The organism is Paraburkholderia sp. SIMBA_027 (genome assembly GCF_046535315.1).
Classification (GTDB): domain Bacteria; phylum Pseudomonadota; class Gammaproteobacteria; order Burkholderiales; family Burkholderiaceae; genus Paraburkholderia; species Paraburkholderia tropica.
This window is the reverse complement of the sequence record NZ_JAWRWY010000018.1, coordinates 62,166-77,903: the sequence shown is the minus strand read 5'-3', so window position 1 is coordinate 77,903 and position 15,738 is coordinate 62,166. Positions and strand designations below refer to the sequence as shown.

The following is a 15,738-nucleotide window of genomic DNA, read 5'->3' as shown; positions in this document are numbered from 1 at the left end:
CGGAGCATGACGCAAATTCCGGCGTTGCGCGCCACATCGCGCGAGACGCCGTGAGCCGCGCTCGCCTACTTTCCGAAGGTCATGTTCAGACCGGCGAAGATCTGCCATTTCGGCACGCCCGCCCCCGAATGCGCGACGGAATATTGCGGTTCGACGAACACGTTGTAGATCGTGCCGCCCGCCTTCCACGCCTTGCCGCCGCCGAGGCCCACGGGAATGTACCAGGCGCCGTGCTGAAGATCGAACGTCCAGATGCCGGTCGAGCGGATGTACCAGCCGCCCGGCAGATTGAAGATGCCGAAGGGCTGCGCCGTGAGCGACTGCACCGTGGGCCGTCCGCTTTGCCCGGCGAACGAATGTTGCCACTGCACCAGCGCACCGACGAGCCGCGCGCGCGACGCGTTCACGACCACCGCCGCGAGCCCCGCCTGCCACTTGCCGGTGCCGAGCGTGGGATCGGTGGCCGTGGGCGCGGTGACGAGCGGACCGATGCCGATCTGCGTCGCGCCCTGGCTGACGAGAAAGATGTCGAACAGGTTGATATCGCCGAGACCGGTGTTGTAGCCGCCGGACGGATCGGGCCGCGTGCTGACCGGCGCGGTCAGCCGGAGGATCTGCGGCACCGGCACGAGGCCATTCGGCCCGATCGGCAGCGTGCCGCGCAGCAGCAGATCGTTCGTCACGGCGCTCGAGCCGTAGAGCGACGGCGCGAACATGTTCTGCACATTGAGCGATGCGGCGAGGTTCAGCGGGTTGTTGCTCTTGTTGGCGTCGTCGGCGGTGTTGCTCGGCGGGCTTTGCGCGTATGCCGGCATCGAAGCCTGCGCGGCCGCCAGCGTCATCGCCAGGGTCATCGCCAGGGTCATCGCCAAGGTCGGGCCGAGCGCCGCCGCGCGCCGCCGCGCCTCGAATAACGTGCTGCGTTTCATCTGTCGTCCCCCAGAGTCGTGCGCCGCGGCCGTTGCGCGGCGCTTCGTGTCCTTCTTGTCCTTCTTGTCCTTCGTGTCGCTACCTGCGTCATGCCGCTGCGGTGTCCCGCGCGGCTCGTGGCGTTCAGCCCGCCGCAAGCGCATCGGGCAGCGTCCGGCTACGGTCGAACCACGGCTGCAACGGCCCGCATAGACGGAAGATCGTGAAACGCGCGTTGCCCGGGATCGTCTGCGCCCGCTTCGACTCGCGGCGCGCAAGGGCGACGCGATGCCGAGCCAGTATGACGGAAAAGGCGAAAAAACAAGTCGGAGTATGTCGCCCGATGGGGCGGACGGCCATGCGCTCAGTCAAGCACCGGAACGCCCGGCGCAGCGCGCACGCGACTTTATGCGGTGCACATGCACAGGCGCACGATGCCGCGCATCGGCGACGCGGTTCAACCCAGCGAAGGCGAAGGCAAAGGCGAAGGCGGGATCAGAGCGGCGTCACGAGCGCCTCGCCCGCGAAATGGCGCGTGGCGTTATCGATGAAATTGCGCACGGTGGCCGCGCGCACGTCGGGCGACGTGCCGGCCGTGTGCGGCGTGAGCACGATGTTGTCGAGCGCGATCAGCGCCTGCGGCGGCTCGGGCTCGCCTTCGTAGACGTCGAGGCCCGCGCCCGCGAGACGGCCTTCGCGCAATGCCGCGGCGAGCGCGGCCGTATCGACCACGCTGCCGCGCGACACGTTGACGAGAAAACCTTGCGGCCCCAGCGCGTCGAGCACCGCGCGATCGACCAGATGTTCGGTCGACGCGCCGCCCGGCGTCGCGACCACGAGGCAGTCGCTCCATTGCGCGAGCGCCAGCGTCGAATCGAAATAGCGCGCGCTCACGCCGCCGCGCAGCGAGCGGTTGTGATAACCGACCGGCATGTCGAAACCCGCGGCACGCTTCGCGATCTTCGCGCCGATATGCCCATAGCCGAGGATGCCGAGCTTGCGCCCCGTGAGCGTGGGCCGCATCGGCAGCGCGTCGCGCCAGACGCCCGCGCGGCAGGCGGCGTCGAATTGCGGAATCGCGCGCAACGCGGCGAGCAGCAGCGCGATCGCGTGGTCGGCGACGCAATCGGCGTTCACGCCCGCGCCATTGCTCAACGCGATGCCGCGAGCGCGCGCGTGATCGAGTGCGAGGTTCTCGTAACCCGCGCCCAGCGCCGCCGCGAATTCGAGCTGGGGCATCGCGTCGATCTCGTCCGCCGTCAGTCCCGTGGTGCCGTTCGTGAGCACCGCGCGCACCGTGGCGCCCTCGCGCGCGAGCGTGTGTTCGCGCTGCGGCGCATCGGGCGCGTACAGCACCTCGAAGTGCGCGGCGAGCGTGGCGCGGTCGGTGTCGGTGAGCGGGATCAGCACGAGCAGGCGCGGCTTCGAGACGGCGTTCATATCGACCTTGGGGTTCGTTACGTCAGGTTAATTACGCTACGTTTTTGTGCGGCAGTTTCAGATCATTCGATATCCGAATCAATTTCCGGAATCAAAGCGCCGACACGTACCGTTGCACCACTTCCACGCGCGGCGCGACCGCTTCGGCGGCCACGCGCGCGCGGCGCATTTCGTCGGCGGGCGTGCAGCCGAACAGGCGCTTGAATTCGCGGCTGAACTGCGAGGCGCTTTCATAGCCCACGCGCACGGCTGCCGCGCTTACGTTCATGCCGTCGTGCGTAATCAGGAGACGCGCGTGATGCAGGCGCGTGGTCTTCACGTATTGCATCGGCGAGGTGGACGTCACCGCCTTGAAGTGCGCATGAAACACCGCGAGGCTCATGCCCGCCTCGGCGGCGAGCGTCACCACGTCGAGGTCGCCGCGATAGTCGGTGTGAATGCGGCGCAGCGCCTTGGCGATGCGGCCGAAATGCTGCTGATGCGTGAGCGCCGCGCGAATCGCGTCGCCCTGCTCGCCCGTGAGCACGCGATAGCAGATCTCGCGCACGATCGACGGCCCGAGAATGCGCGCGTCCGCGGGCTGCGCGAGCGCTTCGAGCAGACGCAGCACGGCGTTCGACAGCGGTGCGTCGAGCGGCGTGGCATAGATGCCCGCCGGCTCGGAGACGGCGCTGCCGCGCGTGTCGTTGAGCGCCATCAGCAGCTCGGCGACCATCGTCAGATCGACGCGCACCGAGATCGCGAGAATCGGCTTCTCGGGCGAGGCTTCGGTTTCGCATTCGAACGGCAGCGGCACCGAGAGCACGAGATATTGCTGCGCGTCGTAGATGAACACCTGATCGCCGAGAAAACCGCGCTTGCGGCCCTGGCAAACGATGAAGATGCTCGGCTCGTACATGACCGGCTGGCGCGGATGGCTCTGGCTGCCGCGAAACAGGCGCACGCCGTCGAGCGGCGTCTGATGCGCGCCGTCGCGCTGCGTGAGCTGCATCATCAGCTCGACCACGCCTCGCTGCGTGGCGTCGTCGGCGTGCACCACGGGCGCGGCGCTCGCGCGCGAGACCAGCGGCGTCGAAATGACCGGCACGACCGGCGCGACGGGCTCGATTTGTGCTGTTTTCATGGCAGTTGCGCCCCAAAATTCATCGGGACGGAAAGAGAATCAGGCTTGCCAATCTATCACCGAATGCGCACGCGCGTGGATCGCCAGGAGAATCAGGCAAGTCTTCGATAGATTCAGGTATTCCCTGGGTGGGGCGCGATCCTTACGATGGGAACCCTGCCGCAACACCCCCGAGCGTGACGCCATGAGCGTTGCGCTTTGGCGTTTGCGCCTGCCTAGCCACTCAGTCTCAGGAGCCACCTCACTATGTACCAGACCTACGGATACGCCGCACAGGACGCCGGTTCGCCGCTCGCCCCGTTCGAATTCCAGCGCCGCGACCTGCGCGAACTCGACGTGCGCATCGACGTGCTGTACTGCGGCGTGTGCCACTCCGATCTGCACCAGGCGCGCAACGAATGGCGCAACACGATGTTCCCGGTGGTGCCGGGCCACGAAATCGTGGGCCGCGTCGCCGAAGTGGGCACGGGCGTCACGAAGTTCAAGGCAGGCCAGCTCGTGGGCGTAGGCTGTCTCGTCGACTCGTGCCGCACCTGCGCGAGCTGCGGCGAAGGCCTCGAACAGTATTGCGAAAACGGCTTTGTCGGCACCTATAACGGCAACGACCGCGTGAGCGGCGAAGTCACCTACGGCGGCTACTCGACGCAACTCGTGGTCGACGAAGCCTTCGTGCTGCGCGTGCCGGAGAACCTCGACGCCGCCGCCGCCGCGCCGCTGCTGTGCGCGGGCATCACCACCTACTCGCCGCTGCGCACGTGGGGTGCCGGTCCTGGCAAGAAGGTCGGCATCGTCGGTCTCGGCGGCCTCGGCCACATGGGCGTGAAGCTCGCCCATGCGATGGGCGCGCACGTGGTGCTGTTCACCACCTCGCCCTCGAAGATCGAAGACGGCAAGCGCCTCGGCGCCGACGAAGTCGTGATCTCGAAGGACCCGGAGCAGATGAAGGCGCATCTGAACAGCTTCGACCTGATCGTGAACACGGTCGCCGCGCAGCACGACCTGAATCCGTTCATCGAACTGCTCAAGCGCGACGGCACGCTCACGCTGGTGGGCGCGCCCGAGCACGATCACCCGTCGCCGCAAGTGTTCAACCTGATCTTCAAGCGCCGCCGTCTTGCGGGCTCGCTGATCGGCGGCATCGCTGAAACCCAGGAAATGCTGGACTTCTGCGGTCAGCACGGCATTACGTCCGATATCGAAATGATCAACATGCAGGACATCAACGACGCCTACGAGCGCATGCTCAAGAGCGACGTGAAGTACCGCTTCGTGATCGACCTCGATTCGCTGCGCAAGTAAGCGCGCATAGACGTTACGCCTTGCCCCGCCGGGCCGTCCGTTCGGACGGCCCGCCAGCCCTTCCGCATCGAGGCTTTCGCGCCTCACGCAGCACCTGGCCGCACCTGCGGCACCGCATTCGAGCCGGCGCAGTTTTACGCCGACAAACCGGAATCGTCCTGCAACCGCCGCGCGTCTGATCCGCGAGACGCCGGCTTCGCGACGCCTTTGGCCGCACGACTGTGGCGACCAGGGCGCGCCGCTCACCTATTTGCAGCAGCCCCGCGGAATTCGCTCAAGCCGTACCCGACCCATCAGGAGCTCGCCCGTGATCGACCGCATCCAGGCGATGCGCACGTTCGTCCGCATCGTCGATACCAACAGCTTCACCAAAGCCGCGCAATCGCTCGATATGCCGCGCGCCAGCGCCACCACGCTGATGCAGAGCCTCGAAGCGCTGCTCGGCACGCAACTGCTCGTCCGCACCACGCGCCGCCTTTCGCTGACGCCCGAAGGCGCGGCCTACTACGAACGCGCCTCGCAGATTCTCGCCGACATCGACGAGGCCGAAGCGAGCGTGCGCCAGACGCCCGGCGCCATCGGCGGACGCCTGCGCGTGGAAATGCCGGGGCTGATCGCCAACGCGATCGTGCTGCCCGCGCTCAATGAATTCCACGCGCGCTATCCGCAGATCGACCTCGTGATCGGCGTGAGTCTGCGCAACGTGGACCTCGTCGGCGAAGGCGTGGATTGCAGTATCCAGCTCGGCGAAATGCCCGATTCGGGTCTCGCCGCGCGCCGTCTCGGCCTGCTGGAACACGTCACCTGCGCGAGTCCCGCGTATCTCGAACGGCGCGGCGCGCCCGCCACGCTCGACGATCTCGCGCAGCATCCCGTCGTGAATTTTCTGTCGCCGCTGACGGGGCGTCCGTACGAGTTCGACTTCGAGGTCGACGGCAGCCCGACCAAGGTGAAGGTGGACGGCTTCGTGCATGTTTCCGACGAATTCGCCTACCTGACCTGCGGGTTGCAGGGCTATGGGCTGATCCAGCCGCCGCTGCTCGCGGCGCAGCCGTATCTCGACAACGGCACGCTCGTGGAGGTGCTGCCGCAGTGGAAGCCGCTGCCCACGCCGGTGTCGGTGGCGTTCGTGAAGTCGCGTCAGCTTTCGTCGCGCGTGCGCGTGTTCGTCGACTGGCTCGCCGAGCTGTTCGAGGACGCGGGCGCGCTCAATCGCGATCTGTCGCGCGTGCGTCAATTGCTGGAGGGATTGCAGCCGGCTTGATGCGCCGGTTCGATGGGTTCGCCCGCGCGCGCGGCGCGATGTGCCGCCGCGTGCGTTTGGGTGTCAGTGCTGCATCGCGGCGCGCTCACGCCGCGCGCGTGAGCGCCATGCCGCGCCGCGCGTGAAAGCGCGTGACGGTCGAGTACGGCAGCCAGGCGTCGGCCTGATACGGCGCGACGCCCGAGGGATTGTGGAACCAGACGCCGTCGTCGTCGCGGCCGTGCACGAGGATCAGATGACCGCCCTGCTGGGCGTTGTCGCGCTCGGGATAGCGGATCTCGGGGCTCACGGAGACGATCGCGAGCGTGTCCGGTCCGAGCCGCGCGGCGCTCGCCTCGATGCCCTCGTCGGTCATCACCTCGACGCGCACGCCGTAGGCCGACTCGGCCCACTCGGCGAACGGACGGTAGATCAGGCCGTCCACGCCGCCGTCTTCGCGCAGGCGATAACAGCCGTGGCGCAGCGCCTCGTCGAGCATCGCCGCGCGCGGCGCGTGGGCAATGCCCCAGTAATCCAGCGCCGATTCGAAACAGGTCAGGCCGCACAGGCGCTTCGCCCAGAAGCGGTAGTCGCCCGGCTGCGCGAAACCGCTCGCGCGCCATGCCGGGTCGTCGCAGGGATCGGCGTCGTCCTCGACGATGCGCGCCACCCACTCCGGACTGCCCCACTGGCTGTAATACGGCACACCATGATGGCGCAGCACGGCGCCGCGTGCGGCTTCGCGCCGCGCTTCTTTCGTCTGGTCTTTCGTCTGGTCTTTCGTCTGGTCTTTCGCCTGGTGCTTTGAATCGGCCCGCGCATCGGGCTGCCCGTCGCGCGTCACGACTTCGTTCGCTGCGCCGGTCACGCCGGCGTTCACACGTCTTTCGTCCATACAGGCTCGCTCCGGCTCGTTGATCGAGGCAGGCGGCCACGCAAGCGGCCCGGCCTGCCGATTTCGCGTAAAACACCCATTGTCGCAGAGGCGCCCGCGTCGGCGCATGACCCCGGGCTTACGTCGTCCCTGCGATGGCCAACATTTGTATACAAAAACGATGAGCCATTTGTTAAATGATGCGTTTAGAATATTGTGCGCCCGCCTGACGGCCCGTCGATGTTCTGGCCGTCATGCCCCTGGCACACGATAACAAACCACCTCCTTCGATCACCCCCTTTTTTATCGCCGTATGTCGAACGTTGCACACTCAACCGATTCGGCCACGGTCGCTGAGCGCGTACGCGAGCTGATGAGCCGTCACGGCATTGGTAAACGTCAGCAAACGACCGAGCTATGCCGGATTCTCGATCTGAGCTTTTCCCAGGGGCACCGCAAGCTGCGCGGCAACAGCCCGTGGACGCTCGCGCAAATCAAGAAGGTGGCTGAAGCATTCGGCGAACCGGCGGGCCAGTTGTTCGGCGGCCAGTTGCTCGATCCGGGCATGGTCGGCGCGAGCGCCCAGGAAGCGCTGCTGTGCGTGAGCGCGGCGGAACTGCCGTGCACGGCGTGGATCGGCGCGCCCGTGGAGCCGGGCAGCCGCCCGGACTTCGTCGCCTATGAAAAGCAGGGCCAATGGCGCGTGGTGCGCCCCGACGGCGCGCTCTACCAGAACGCGCGCGACGTGCACAAGATCGAGATTTATCCGCGCCGCGCCGAAGCGGACAAGCCGCTGATCGCCGTCGTCGACGACGATCAGGCTTCCGCCGACAACCTGCGCGACTATCTGGAGCACAGCGGCTACACGGCCCACGCGCTCTACGGCCTCGCGGCGTTCGGCGAGGCGCTGGAGCAGCACGTGTTCGACGGCGTGGTGATCGACTGGCTGTTCGGCAATCAGACCGCCGCCGACGCGATCCGCCAGGTGCGCGCCTCCGAAAACCCAGAAGCGCCCATTTTCGTGCTCACCGGCGAACTGCTGACGGGCAAGGCGAGCGAATCGGAAATCAGCCAGGTGGTGCGCCACTACAACGTGGCCTGCTACGAAAAACCGGCGCGCATGGCGATCCTCGTCGCCGATCTCGGCAAGCGTCTGAACCGCGCCTAGCCCGGCATGCGCGCCTCGCGCGGCGCGCTGAGCGCCCGCTGCAACGCCGCGCGCAGCACTTCGTAATGCAAGGGCTTGGCGAGCGCCGCGAAAAAGCGGTTCTCGCCTTCGACAGCCATGCTCGCCAGCGCGGCGACGTCGGCGCTCACGGCGATCACGCGCGGCGACACCGCCCGCCGCCCGCCCTTGCGCGCCTCCAGGCCGGCGAGAAATGCGTAACCGTCGCGGCCCGGCATGTGCAGATCGAGCAGCACCACGTCGCAGGGCGACTCGGCGAGCAGCGCCAGCGCGCTGTCGGTGTCGCCCGCCGCGCGCGTCGCGTAGCCCATGTGCGTCACCATTTCGCAGAGCGACTCGCGCACCAGCGGGTTGTCGTCCACCACCATCACCTGTGGCGGCGCCCACAGCGCCTGGATCGGCGTCGCCTCGGGACCGGCCTCGGGCGCTTCGATGGCGGCGACCGGAATCGTCACCGTGAAGGTCGTGCCCTCGCCCACGCGGCTATCGGTGTCGATATGCCCGCCGAACAGCTCCACCAGCCCGCGCACGATCGCGAGCCCCATGCCCGCGCCCTCGTAGCGCCGCGAGCGCGATGTGTCGAGCTGCGTGAACTCCTTGAAGATCAGCGGAATCTGCGCCGCCGCCACGCCCGGCCCGGTGTCGCTGACCTTGATCGCGAGCGTCTGCGCAGGCGCGGTCGAGGCGCGCGGCAGCACGCCCGGCGCCGGCCCGCTCAGTGCGAACTCGATGCTCACCGAGCCGCGCTCGGTATAGCGGATCGCGTTGGTCACGAGGTTGTTGGCGATCTGGCGGATGCGGTGCGGATCGGCCAGCACGCAGCGGTGCGCGCCGTGCCACGCGTGCGCGAACGCCAGCCCGCGGGCGCGCGCGGCCTGCTCGTTTTCGTCGACGATCGATTGCAGCAGTTCGCGCGGATCGAACTCCTCCGGACGCAGTTCGAGCTTGCCCGCGCCGAGCCGCGCGTAGTCGGTGAGGTCCTTCATCTGCGCTTCGAGCTGGCGCGCGGCGGTTTCGAGCCGCCCGATCACCTTGCGGTCCGATTCCGAATGCGAGTGGAAGCCGAGCAGTTCGATCGACGAGACGATCGCATGCAGCGGCGTGCGCAACTCGTGGCTGATCATGCCGAGGAACGCGTCCTTGGCCATGCTCGCCTCGCGCGCGGCGCGGGTCGCCTGGTGCTCGGCTTCGAGCGCGGCGTGCTGCTGCCGGATCAGGCGCGTGCGCCGGTAGCCGTTCATGACGAGCAGCGCGGCGGCGGCGGCCGACAGCACCAGCAGCACGAGGCCCGCCGCGAACAGTTCGCGGCGCTTGGCGATGAAGTCGCGGCGGATCGCCTCGCGTTCGGTCACGTCGGCGAAGCGGCGGTTCAGCGCGAGATCGGTCACGGCGCTCCAGCGCGCGTCGAGCGCTTCGAGCATCGGCACCGCGCGCTCGGGACGCTCGGACAGCATGGCGATTTCGGCGTCGAACGGCGCAATGGTCGCATCGATCGCGTCGAGGTCCTCTGCCTGGCGCTTCATCAGCGAAGGCGTGGCGACGAGCGAGCGCGTCGAGCCCTTCATCACGTTGAGCTTCGATTGCAGGACTTCGTAGCGCAGCCGCACCTTGTCGATGTCGCGGTCGATGCCGTCGGCGTAGATCAGCAACTGGCTCTCGAAACGCGAATAGGCGAGCTGCATCTGCGCGGCGTCCCAGTACAGGCCGTCGTAGTTGCCGGTGAGGCGCTGCACCACCTGCGGATTGAGCAGGTTCGCGTAGAGCAGATAGCCGACCGCGGCGAGCGGCGGCGCGAGCGCGACGACCCAGATCAGTACGTGCAGGAAGCGGCGCAGCGGGCGTTGCATGGCGGTGTCAAGGCTTGATGGTCATCGACACGATCTGCCAGGCGAACTTGGCGTCGCCGGCCGCGCCGTCGAGTTCGAGCGGAAACTGGTCGCGCGGATAGATCAGGAACAGCGGGCCGAAGTCGCTCACCTTCAGGCGCTTGCCGTTCATCGCATAGGCCAGCACCACGCCGTAACGGCGCGCGTCGGCGACCGGCACGACGCAGGTGTAGTCGTCGATCGTGTGGATCTCGATCTGGCTGCCGTAAGCGCCGACGGTTTTCAGCACGTCGGCGAGCAGCGGGCCGGTGAAGGTCGAACGCGGCGTCCAGGTCGTCGACGTGGAGATCGCGTGCGTGGGCAGCGCGAGCAACTGCTGCTCGCTGAAATGATAGGCGTCGTGCGTGGCGTTGTTGGTGACGCGCACCTGGCCGTTCACGTCGAGCTTCAGCCCGCCGCCGGTCGCAGTGGACGCAGCGGACGCCGCGAACGCGGTTCGCGCCGGCAGCGCGGCGGCGGCCAGCGCAGCCGTGAAGGCCGAGGCGAGCGCGCCGGTGAAACGCCGGCGCGCGGGACTGGCGGGCTGCGCGGGGTGCATGAACCGCGTGGACGGCACAGCGTGCGGCGTGCCCTGGAACTCGCCGTGCGGCGCGTCTTGCGCCGCATCGTGCCGGACAGCCGGCCGGTCATCGGGATACTGCATCTGCTCGGGCCCCCTGGCGCATCGAATCGTCATCTGGTCGTGTGGTGCGCTGGCGCGCGCCGCCGGTCTGCATAGGCCGGCAAGCATAGGCATAATATCGTCAAACATTGACCCGACAATAGACGGCGCGTTCGGACGGCTTGCACGCTTTTGCGCCTATGTGCGCGCGAGCTTCCCCGCAACGGAGCGCTACGGACCGCAACAAGCCGCAGCGGTCCGCAACGGTCTGCAACGCGCCGTCTCACCTGCCGCTTCAAGCGCCGCTTTGCCCAAATGAACAAACCCGTCGTTCCGCTCACCTACGAACAGCTCGACCAGTGGGTCGAATCGCTGCAGCCGCTTCTCGTCGAGGAAAATTTCGCCTGTGTCGTGGGCATCCTGCGCGGCGGCGCGCCGCTCGCGCTGATGGTTTCGCATGCAACCGGCGCGGGCGTCGCGTTCCTGCGCTACACGCGCGAAACGCGCGAGGTGCGCTGGGATTCCACGCTGCCGATGCCCGAGCCGGGCGCGAAAGTGCTGGTCTGCGAGGACATCGCCGGACGCGGCCATACGCTCGTCGACTGCATCGCGTTCCTGCGCGAGCACGGCCTGCAGGTGCGCACGCTCACCGGCGCGTACGACGACCTCTCGCGCCTGCGCCCCGACTATTCGATCGACGCAAGCGGCTATTTCGCGCTGTTCCCGTGGGAGCGCCAGGCCTACACCGACCGCTATCGCGCCGACTGGGTGCGCGAGGGCGCAAGCGAAGGCTCGCGCATGGCCGACGACCACGAATACGCGGTCTACGCGATCGACCTCGACGGCATCCTGCTGCCCGACATTCCACTCGCGCGCTACGACGAAGACCTCGACGGCGCGCTCGCCGAACGCGACGCGCTGGTGCCGTTCGAGCGCATTCCCGACATCGACCTCAAGCACGCGCGCGCGATCATCACGGGGCGCCCCGAACTCGACCGCGAGCGCACTCAGGCGTGGCTCGATCGCCACGGCTTCGGCCATCTGGAACTGGTGATGCGCGCGCCCGGCGAGCACGACGAGTCGGTGCAAGGCGCGGCCACGCACAAGGCCGCGGCCGCCGTGCGCTGCGGCGTCACGCATTTCATCGAGAGCGATCCGGTGCAGGCGATCTTCATCGCCCAGCGCGCGCCGCTGCTGCGCGTGATCTGGTGGAACGCCCAGGCGCGCAGCGGCACGCTGATCGGCGCCTCGGCCTGGGGTTGAGCGCGCCGCCTAGCCTTCCTTGCCGCCCGTTCTGAGCGCGGGCGCAAGCGGCTCGTGACCGAGCAGGCGCGCCGCGCGCGGCGACGCCACCACGATCAGCTTCATGGTCGCGCGCGTCGCGCCCACGAACAGCTTGCGCACCGCGCGTTCGTCGAGCGTGTCGAAATCGACGTCGGTGAGAATCACGCACGGCGCCGACTGCCCCTTGAAGCGATAGATCGAATCGAGCAGCAGGTCGCCGTCGCGATACTGCGGCACGCCGAACAGGTCGTACTCGCCCGTGAAGCTGCGCAGCCGATGCGGCCCCAGATGATCGAGCGCCGTGAAATGCGAGTGCTCGCGGCCGCGAAACGACAGCACCACGATGTCCTGCTTGCGAAAGCCGAGCGCCAGCGCCTGCGTGACCGCGCGGCGCGTCGCGGCCACCACGGTGGATTCGCCCTCGCCTTCGTCCGTCGCTTTGTCCGTCGCTTCGTCCCACGCGAACACCGTCACCTCCGAGCCGCCGAACGGACTGGCCGCCGACAACCCGGCGAGCGCGGGCACCGTCGCGCCCGCCACGTCGCGCAAGAACGCGAGGATGTCGCGCGGACTGCGATAGTTCGTGGTCTCGCGCAGCACGGTCCAGCCCGGCAGCGCAACCGGCTCGCGCACGTAGAGATTCTGCAGCGGATCTTCGAGCCACCACCATGCCGCGCCCGGCCGCAACAGCCGCGCGAGCGCCTCGACCCACGCCTGCTGAAAATCCTGCCCCTCGTCGACGATCACGACGTCGAACTGCCAGCGCGCGTCGATCGGCGTCTGCGCGAAGCGCTGCTCCAGCGTCTCGAACACGTTCGCGCCCTCGAAATCGGGCACGTGGCCGCCGTCGCGCGCGACCCAGTCGCAGAGCTGGTGATAGTTCGCCACCTTCACCTCGGGCGGCGCGACTTTCGCGATGTGATCCGCGAGCGGCCGGTTGAAGCAGACGTAGAGCGTGCGCTGACCGCGCGCGAGCGCGTCCTGCATCACCTGCAACGCGAGCTGCGTCTTGCCCGAGCCCGCCGTGCCGATCACGCGCAGCCGGAACGGCGCGAACTCCAGCCGCCGCGCCCAGGTGGCGAGCCCGCCCGCAAGCCGCGTGACGAGCGTGCCCGCCGCGCCCACGAGCGCGCTGGCGTCGGGCGTGAGCGCGAGTTCATCGGCGAGAAAATGGTGGACCTTGGCGGCGCTCGGCAGACGCGCTTCGTCGGCGGGCAGCGCCTCGCGGATGATCGCCGCGAGCTGCCCCTTGCGCGTGGCGTCGACGATGCGGGCCGGATTCACGCCCGCGATCGCCGGATCGCGCACCACGTGATCGGGGCAATAAAAGAGTTCTTCGAGGTGATAGGTGCCCGCGCCGAACGCCGCCGTGAAACGCCGGTGCAGCCCTTCCATGGTGCGCGCGAGCGCCACCGCGACGTTGCGCTCGGTCTGCATGTACGCCTTCACGAGACCGTCTTTCGTTTCGCGCAGAAAGCCGGTTTTCTGCTCGACGATCATCACGCGCCCCGACGGACTGACGATCGCGAAATCGGCTTCGCCGAACACCGAAAACCCTTCGGCGAGGCGCGTCCAGTGCACGCCGTGATAGACGGTGTAGCCCGCCGGCAAGCCGCGTTCGAGCAGCGCGAGCGTCTCGCGTTCGCGCGCGGCCGCGCCGGTGGCTTCGAGATGCTGCCAGTCGTCGGGGACAATCCGGGCCATATGCGTTTCTCGTCACGTTGTGCAGCGGCTATTCTACGTAATGCGGCCCGTGCGGCGCGCGCGCGAAAATCGCGCGCCCGATCGTGTATCGTGGCGAACCCGGCCGACGCGCGCCCTGCGCGCCGCGCGCATTTTTTTCACGCTGCAATTCACGCAGCGATTCACGCTGTCAAGGAGAGTGGTCCAGATGATCAAAATCTGGGGACGCGCCAATTCGGTGAACGTCCAGAAAGTCCTGTGGTGCTGCGACGAACTCGTGCTGCCGTTCGAGCGCATCGACGCGGGCGGCAAGTTTGGCCGCCTCGACGAACCCGCCTATCTGTCGATGAACCCGAACGCCAAAGTGCCGACGCTCGTCGACGGCAATTTCGTGCTGTGGGAATCGAACGCGATCCTGCGCTATCTGGCGATGGAATACGGCCCGTCGAGCCTGCTCTACCCGACCGAGCCGAAAGTGCGCGCGGGTATCGAGCGCTGGCTCGACTGGTCGATCGGCACGCTCGCGCCCGCCGAACGGCCGCTGTTCATCGCGCTCGTGCGCACGCCCGCGGACAAGCGCGACGCCATTCAGATCGCCGCCGACCTGGAGAACGTGGCCGCGCAATGGACGCTGCTCGACCGCCATCTGCAAGGCCGCTTCTTTCTGGAGAACGACCGCTTCTCGCTCGCCGACATCGTGCTCGGGTCGTTCGCGCGGCGCTGGTTCGGGCTCGAAGGCATCGAGCGGCCCGCGCTGCCGAACCTCGAACGCTGGTATCAGCGGCTGGCGCAGCGCGAGGGCTTCCGCAAGTACATCGGCTTGCCGCTGAGCTGATCGCCGCGTCGCGCGGGCTCCGGCGGCGGGCCGGGCGCGCGCGCGACGCGACCCGTATAATTACGGCATGAAGACAGCAAAACCGTCCCCGGATAGCGCGGCGCCTCACTCGCACGAGGCGCACGCGGCGCATGAGCCTGCGCACGACCATGACCACGATCACGCTCACGCGGCGCACGATCATCGTCATGCTCCGGACGGCGCGTCGCTCGACACCGCGCTCGAAATGGCCGAAGCCTATTGCCGCGAGCGCGGCGAAAAGCTCACGCCGATCCGCCGCAAGGTGCTCGAACTGCTGCTCGCCTCGGGCCGCGCGACCAAAGCCTATTCGCTACTCGACGAAATGCGCCAGATCCATCCGGGATCGGCGCCGCCCACGGTGTATCGCGCGCTCGACTTTCTGCTCTCGGCGGGCCTGATTCACCGCATCGAATCGATCAACGCGTTCGCGGTCTGTCACGACCTGACGCAATGCCAGCACGGCATTCTGGTGGTGTGCCAGCAATGCGGCAACGTCACCGAACTGCACGAGCCCAAGCTGCGCCAGGCGCTGGTCGCGCAGATCGAAGCGGCGGGCTACCGGCTCTCCGGCGACGGCATCGAACTCAAGGGCGTCTGCGCGCAATGCCAGGCGGCCGAAGTCTCGGCCGCCAAACCGGCCGCCGCGCCGCCCTCCGAGACCACGCACTCCTGAGCGCGTTCGCGCGGAACGTCGGACCCGTTCGCGGTTCGACGTTTTCCCGCATTTCCACCGTCAATGGCTGCGACGCCGCACACGCGCCCACCTGCGGCGCGGGGGCCGCGTGGCGTGTCGCGCGCGAGCGGCGGCGCCGGGCTTCACCCCGGCTGGCCGCTCGACGCGTTCAGAAGGACGACTGGCGGGCGTCGATCGCGTCGCTGAGCAACGCGACCAGCGCTTCCGGCTTGGCCGGTTTGGTCATGAAATGCTGGAAGCCTTCGCCGATGCTGCGCAAACGCCAGCTCTCTTCGGTGTGGCCCGTGAGCGCCACCGCGACGGCCGGCGCGTGATCGCCGCGTATCTCGTGGTCGCGCAGACGCTGGATCAGGTAGAAGCCGTCCATCGCGGGCAGATCGAGATCGCAGACCACCGCGTCGGGAAGCAGCCGGAGCGCTGCTTCGACACCGGTTTCGGCGTCCTCCACCGCAACGACGCGGGCTCCTTCGGCCTCCAGCAGCGAGGCGAGCGAGTCCCGGCTTTGCGGGTCGTCTTCGACCAGCACGATGGTCGTCTGGTCGAGTTTGTGTACTGCGTTCATTGTGTTTGCTTGAATGCCGTTCTGTCTGTTTCGCGAGGTGCGCCAGCCGTCGGCTGACGCGCGTCGCGCTGCGGGCACTGCGCCCCGGGGACTCCCAG

14 protein-coding genes are annotated in these 15,738 nt (G+C 67.8%); 6 read left to right on the top strand and 8 right to left on the bottom strand.

Annotated elements, in window-relative coordinates; all coding sequences use genetic code 11:
• Window positions 1–65: 65 nt before the first annotated feature.
• The 3 genes from SB764_RS29760 to SB764_RS29750 form a co-directional block, all read right to left on the bottom strand.
• A complete protein-coding gene (locus SB764_RS29760; RefSeq protein ID WP_410865855.1) occupies window positions 66–929 on the bottom strand; it encodes a hypothetical protein in 864 nt (287 codons plus the stop codon).
• Between the two features lie 475 nt (window positions 930–1,404).
• Complete coding sequence (locus SB764_RS29755; protein ID WP_410865854.1) at window positions 1,405–2,349, bottom strand: 2-hydroxyacid dehydrogenase; 945 nt, start codon at window positions 2,347–2,349, stop codon at window positions 1,405–1,407.
• 91 nt (window positions 2,350–2,440) lie between these two features.
• Entirely contained in the window at window positions 2,441–3,343 is a 903-nt protein-coding gene (locus tag SB764_RS29750) for an AraC family transcriptional regulator (protein ID WP_234775109.1), read from the bottom strand.
• A gap of 375 nt (window positions 3,344–3,718) precedes the next feature.
• Here SB764_RS29750 and SB764_RS29745 point away from each other — a divergent pair, with 375 nt between their 5' ends.
• The gene (locus SB764_RS29745; protein ID WP_065059463.1) at window positions 3,719–4,771 is read left to right on the top strand and encodes an NAD(P)-dependent alcohol dehydrogenase; all 1,053 of its coding nucleotides are present in this window, start codon (window positions 3,719–3,721) and stop codon (window positions 4,769–4,771) included.
• A 307-nt stretch (window positions 4,772–5,078) separates the two neighbouring features.
• Window positions 5,079–6,035 carry a LysR family transcriptional regulator gene (locus SB764_RS29740; protein WP_080180686.1) on the top strand — a complete coding sequence of 319 codons (957 nt, stop codon included), beginning with the start codon at window positions 5,079–5,081 and terminating at the stop codon, window positions 6,033–6,035.
• An 85-nt stretch (window positions 6,036–6,120) separates the two neighbouring features.
• Here SB764_RS29740 and SB764_RS29735 read toward each other — a convergent pair whose 3' ends face one another.
• On the bottom strand, window positions 6,121–6,909 hold the full coding sequence (locus SB764_RS29735; protein WP_410865853.1) for a C39 family peptidase: 789 nt from the start codon (window positions 6,907–6,909) through the stop codon (window positions 6,121–6,123).
• Between the two features lie 292 nt (window positions 6,910–7,201).
• Between SB764_RS29735 and SB764_RS29730 the strand changes: the two genes are divergently transcribed.
• On the top strand, window positions 7,202–8,056 hold the full coding sequence (locus tag SB764_RS29730; protein ID WP_065059462.1) for a helix-turn-helix domain-containing protein: 855 nt from the start codon (window positions 7,202–7,204) through the stop codon (window positions 8,054–8,056).
• On the opposite strand, the gene SB764_RS29725 is transcribed toward SB764_RS29730, so the two are convergent.
• Both SB764_RS29725 and SB764_RS29720 read right to left on the bottom strand, forming a co-directional pair.
• The gene (locus SB764_RS29725) at window positions 8,053–9,921 is read right to left on the bottom strand and encodes a hybrid sensor histidine kinase/response regulator (protein WP_183716626.1); all 1,869 of its coding nucleotides are present in this window, start codon (window positions 9,919–9,921) and stop codon (window positions 8,053–8,055) included. The two genes, SB764_RS29730 and SB764_RS29725, sit on opposite strands and share 4 nt — an antisense overlap.
• Window positions 9,922–9,928: 7 nt before the next feature.
• A complete protein-coding gene (locus tag SB764_RS29720; RefSeq protein ID WP_082991861.1) occupies window positions 9,929–10,498 on the bottom strand; it encodes a molybdopterin-dependent oxidoreductase in 570 nt (189 codons plus the stop codon).
• 378 nt (window positions 10,499–10,876) lie between these two features.
• Between SB764_RS29720 and SB764_RS29715 the strand changes: the two genes are divergently transcribed.
• Complete coding sequence (locus SB764_RS29715; RefSeq protein ID WP_074986683.1) at window positions 10,877–11,824, top strand: phosphoribosyltransferase; 948 nt, start codon at window positions 10,877–10,879, stop codon at window positions 11,822–11,824.
• A gap of 9 nt (window positions 11,825–11,833) precedes the next feature.
• Here the strand turns inward: SB764_RS29715 and SB764_RS29710 are convergent, their stop codons facing one another.
• Window positions 11,834–13,549: an ATP-dependent helicase gene (locus tag SB764_RS29710; protein WP_074986684.1), complete on the bottom strand. Its 1,716-nt coding sequence runs from the start codon at window positions 13,547–13,549 to the stop codon at window positions 11,834–11,836.
• 187 nt (window positions 13,550–13,736) lie between these two features.
• On the opposite strand from SB764_RS29710, the gene SB764_RS29705 reads away from it, so the two are divergent.
• Together SB764_RS29705 and SB764_RS29700 are read left to right on the top strand one after the other, a co-directional pair.
• A complete protein-coding gene (locus SB764_RS29705; protein ID WP_074986685.1) occupies window positions 13,737–14,363 on the top strand; it encodes a glutathione S-transferase family protein in 627 nt (208 codons plus the stop codon).
• A 67-nt stretch (window positions 14,364–14,430) separates the two neighbouring features.
• Entirely contained in the window at window positions 14,431–15,057 is a 627-nt protein-coding gene (locus tag SB764_RS29700; protein WP_410865852.1) for a Fur family transcriptional regulator, read from the top strand.
• 169 nt (window positions 15,058–15,226) lie between these two features.
• On the opposite strand, the gene SB764_RS29695 is transcribed toward SB764_RS29700, so the two are convergent.
• Complete coding sequence (locus SB764_RS29695; protein WP_074986687.1) at window positions 15,227–15,640, bottom strand: response regulator; 414 nt, start codon at window positions 15,638–15,640, stop codon at window positions 15,227–15,229.
• Window positions 15,641–15,738 lie beyond the last annotated feature (98 nt).

Bases quoted from the DNA above. Each gene is read 5' to 3' on its own strand.
- SB764_RS29725 (WP_183716626.1), bottom strand. From the start codon at position 9,921: ATGCAACGCCCGCTGCGCCGCTTCCTGCACGTACTGATCTGGGTCGTC.
- SB764_RS29720 (WP_082991861.1), bottom strand. From the start codon at position 10,498: ATGCACCCCGCGCAGCCCGCCAGTCCCGCGCGCCGGCGTTTCACCGGC.
- SB764_RS29735 (WP_410865853.1), bottom strand. From the start codon at position 6,909: ATGGACGAAAGACGTGTGAACGCCGGCGTGACCGGCGCAGCGAACGAA.
- SB764_RS29695 (WP_074986687.1), bottom strand. From the start codon at position 15,640: ATGAACGCAGTACACAAACTCGACCAGACGACCATCGTGCTGGTCGAA.
- SB764_RS29745 (WP_065059463.1), top strand. From the start codon at position 3,719: ATGTACCAGACCTACGGATACGCCGCACAGGACGCCGGTTCGCCGCTC.
- SB764_RS29715 (WP_074986683.1), top strand. From the start codon at position 10,877: ATGAACAAACCCGTCGTTCCGCTCACCTACGAACAGCTCGACCAGTGG.
- SB764_RS29700 (WP_410865852.1), top strand. From the start codon at position 14,431: ATGAAGACAGCAAAACCGTCCCCGGATAGCGCGGCGCCTCACTCGCAC.
- SB764_RS29705 (WP_074986685.1), top strand. From the start codon at position 13,737: ATGATCAAAATCTGGGGACGCGCCAATTCGGTGAACGTCCAGAAAGTC.
- SB764_RS29755 (WP_410865854.1), bottom strand. From the start codon at position 2,349: ATGAACGCCGTCTCGAAGCCGCGCCTGCTCGTGCTGATCCCGCTCACC.
- SB764_RS29750 (WP_234775109.1), bottom strand. From the start codon at position 3,343: ATGATGCAGCTCACGCAGCGCGACGGCGCGCATCAGACGCCGCTCGAC.
- SB764_RS29760 (WP_410865855.1), bottom strand. From the start codon at position 929: ATGAAACGCAGCACGTTATTCGAGGCGCGGCGGCGCGCGGCGGCGCTC.
- SB764_RS29710 (WP_074986684.1), bottom strand. From the start codon at position 13,549: ATGGCCCGGATTGTCCCCGACGACTGGCAGCATCTCGAAGCCACCGGC.
- SB764_RS29730 (WP_065059462.1), top strand. From the start codon at position 7,202: ATGTCGAACGTTGCACACTCAACCGATTCGGCCACGGTCGCTGAGCGC.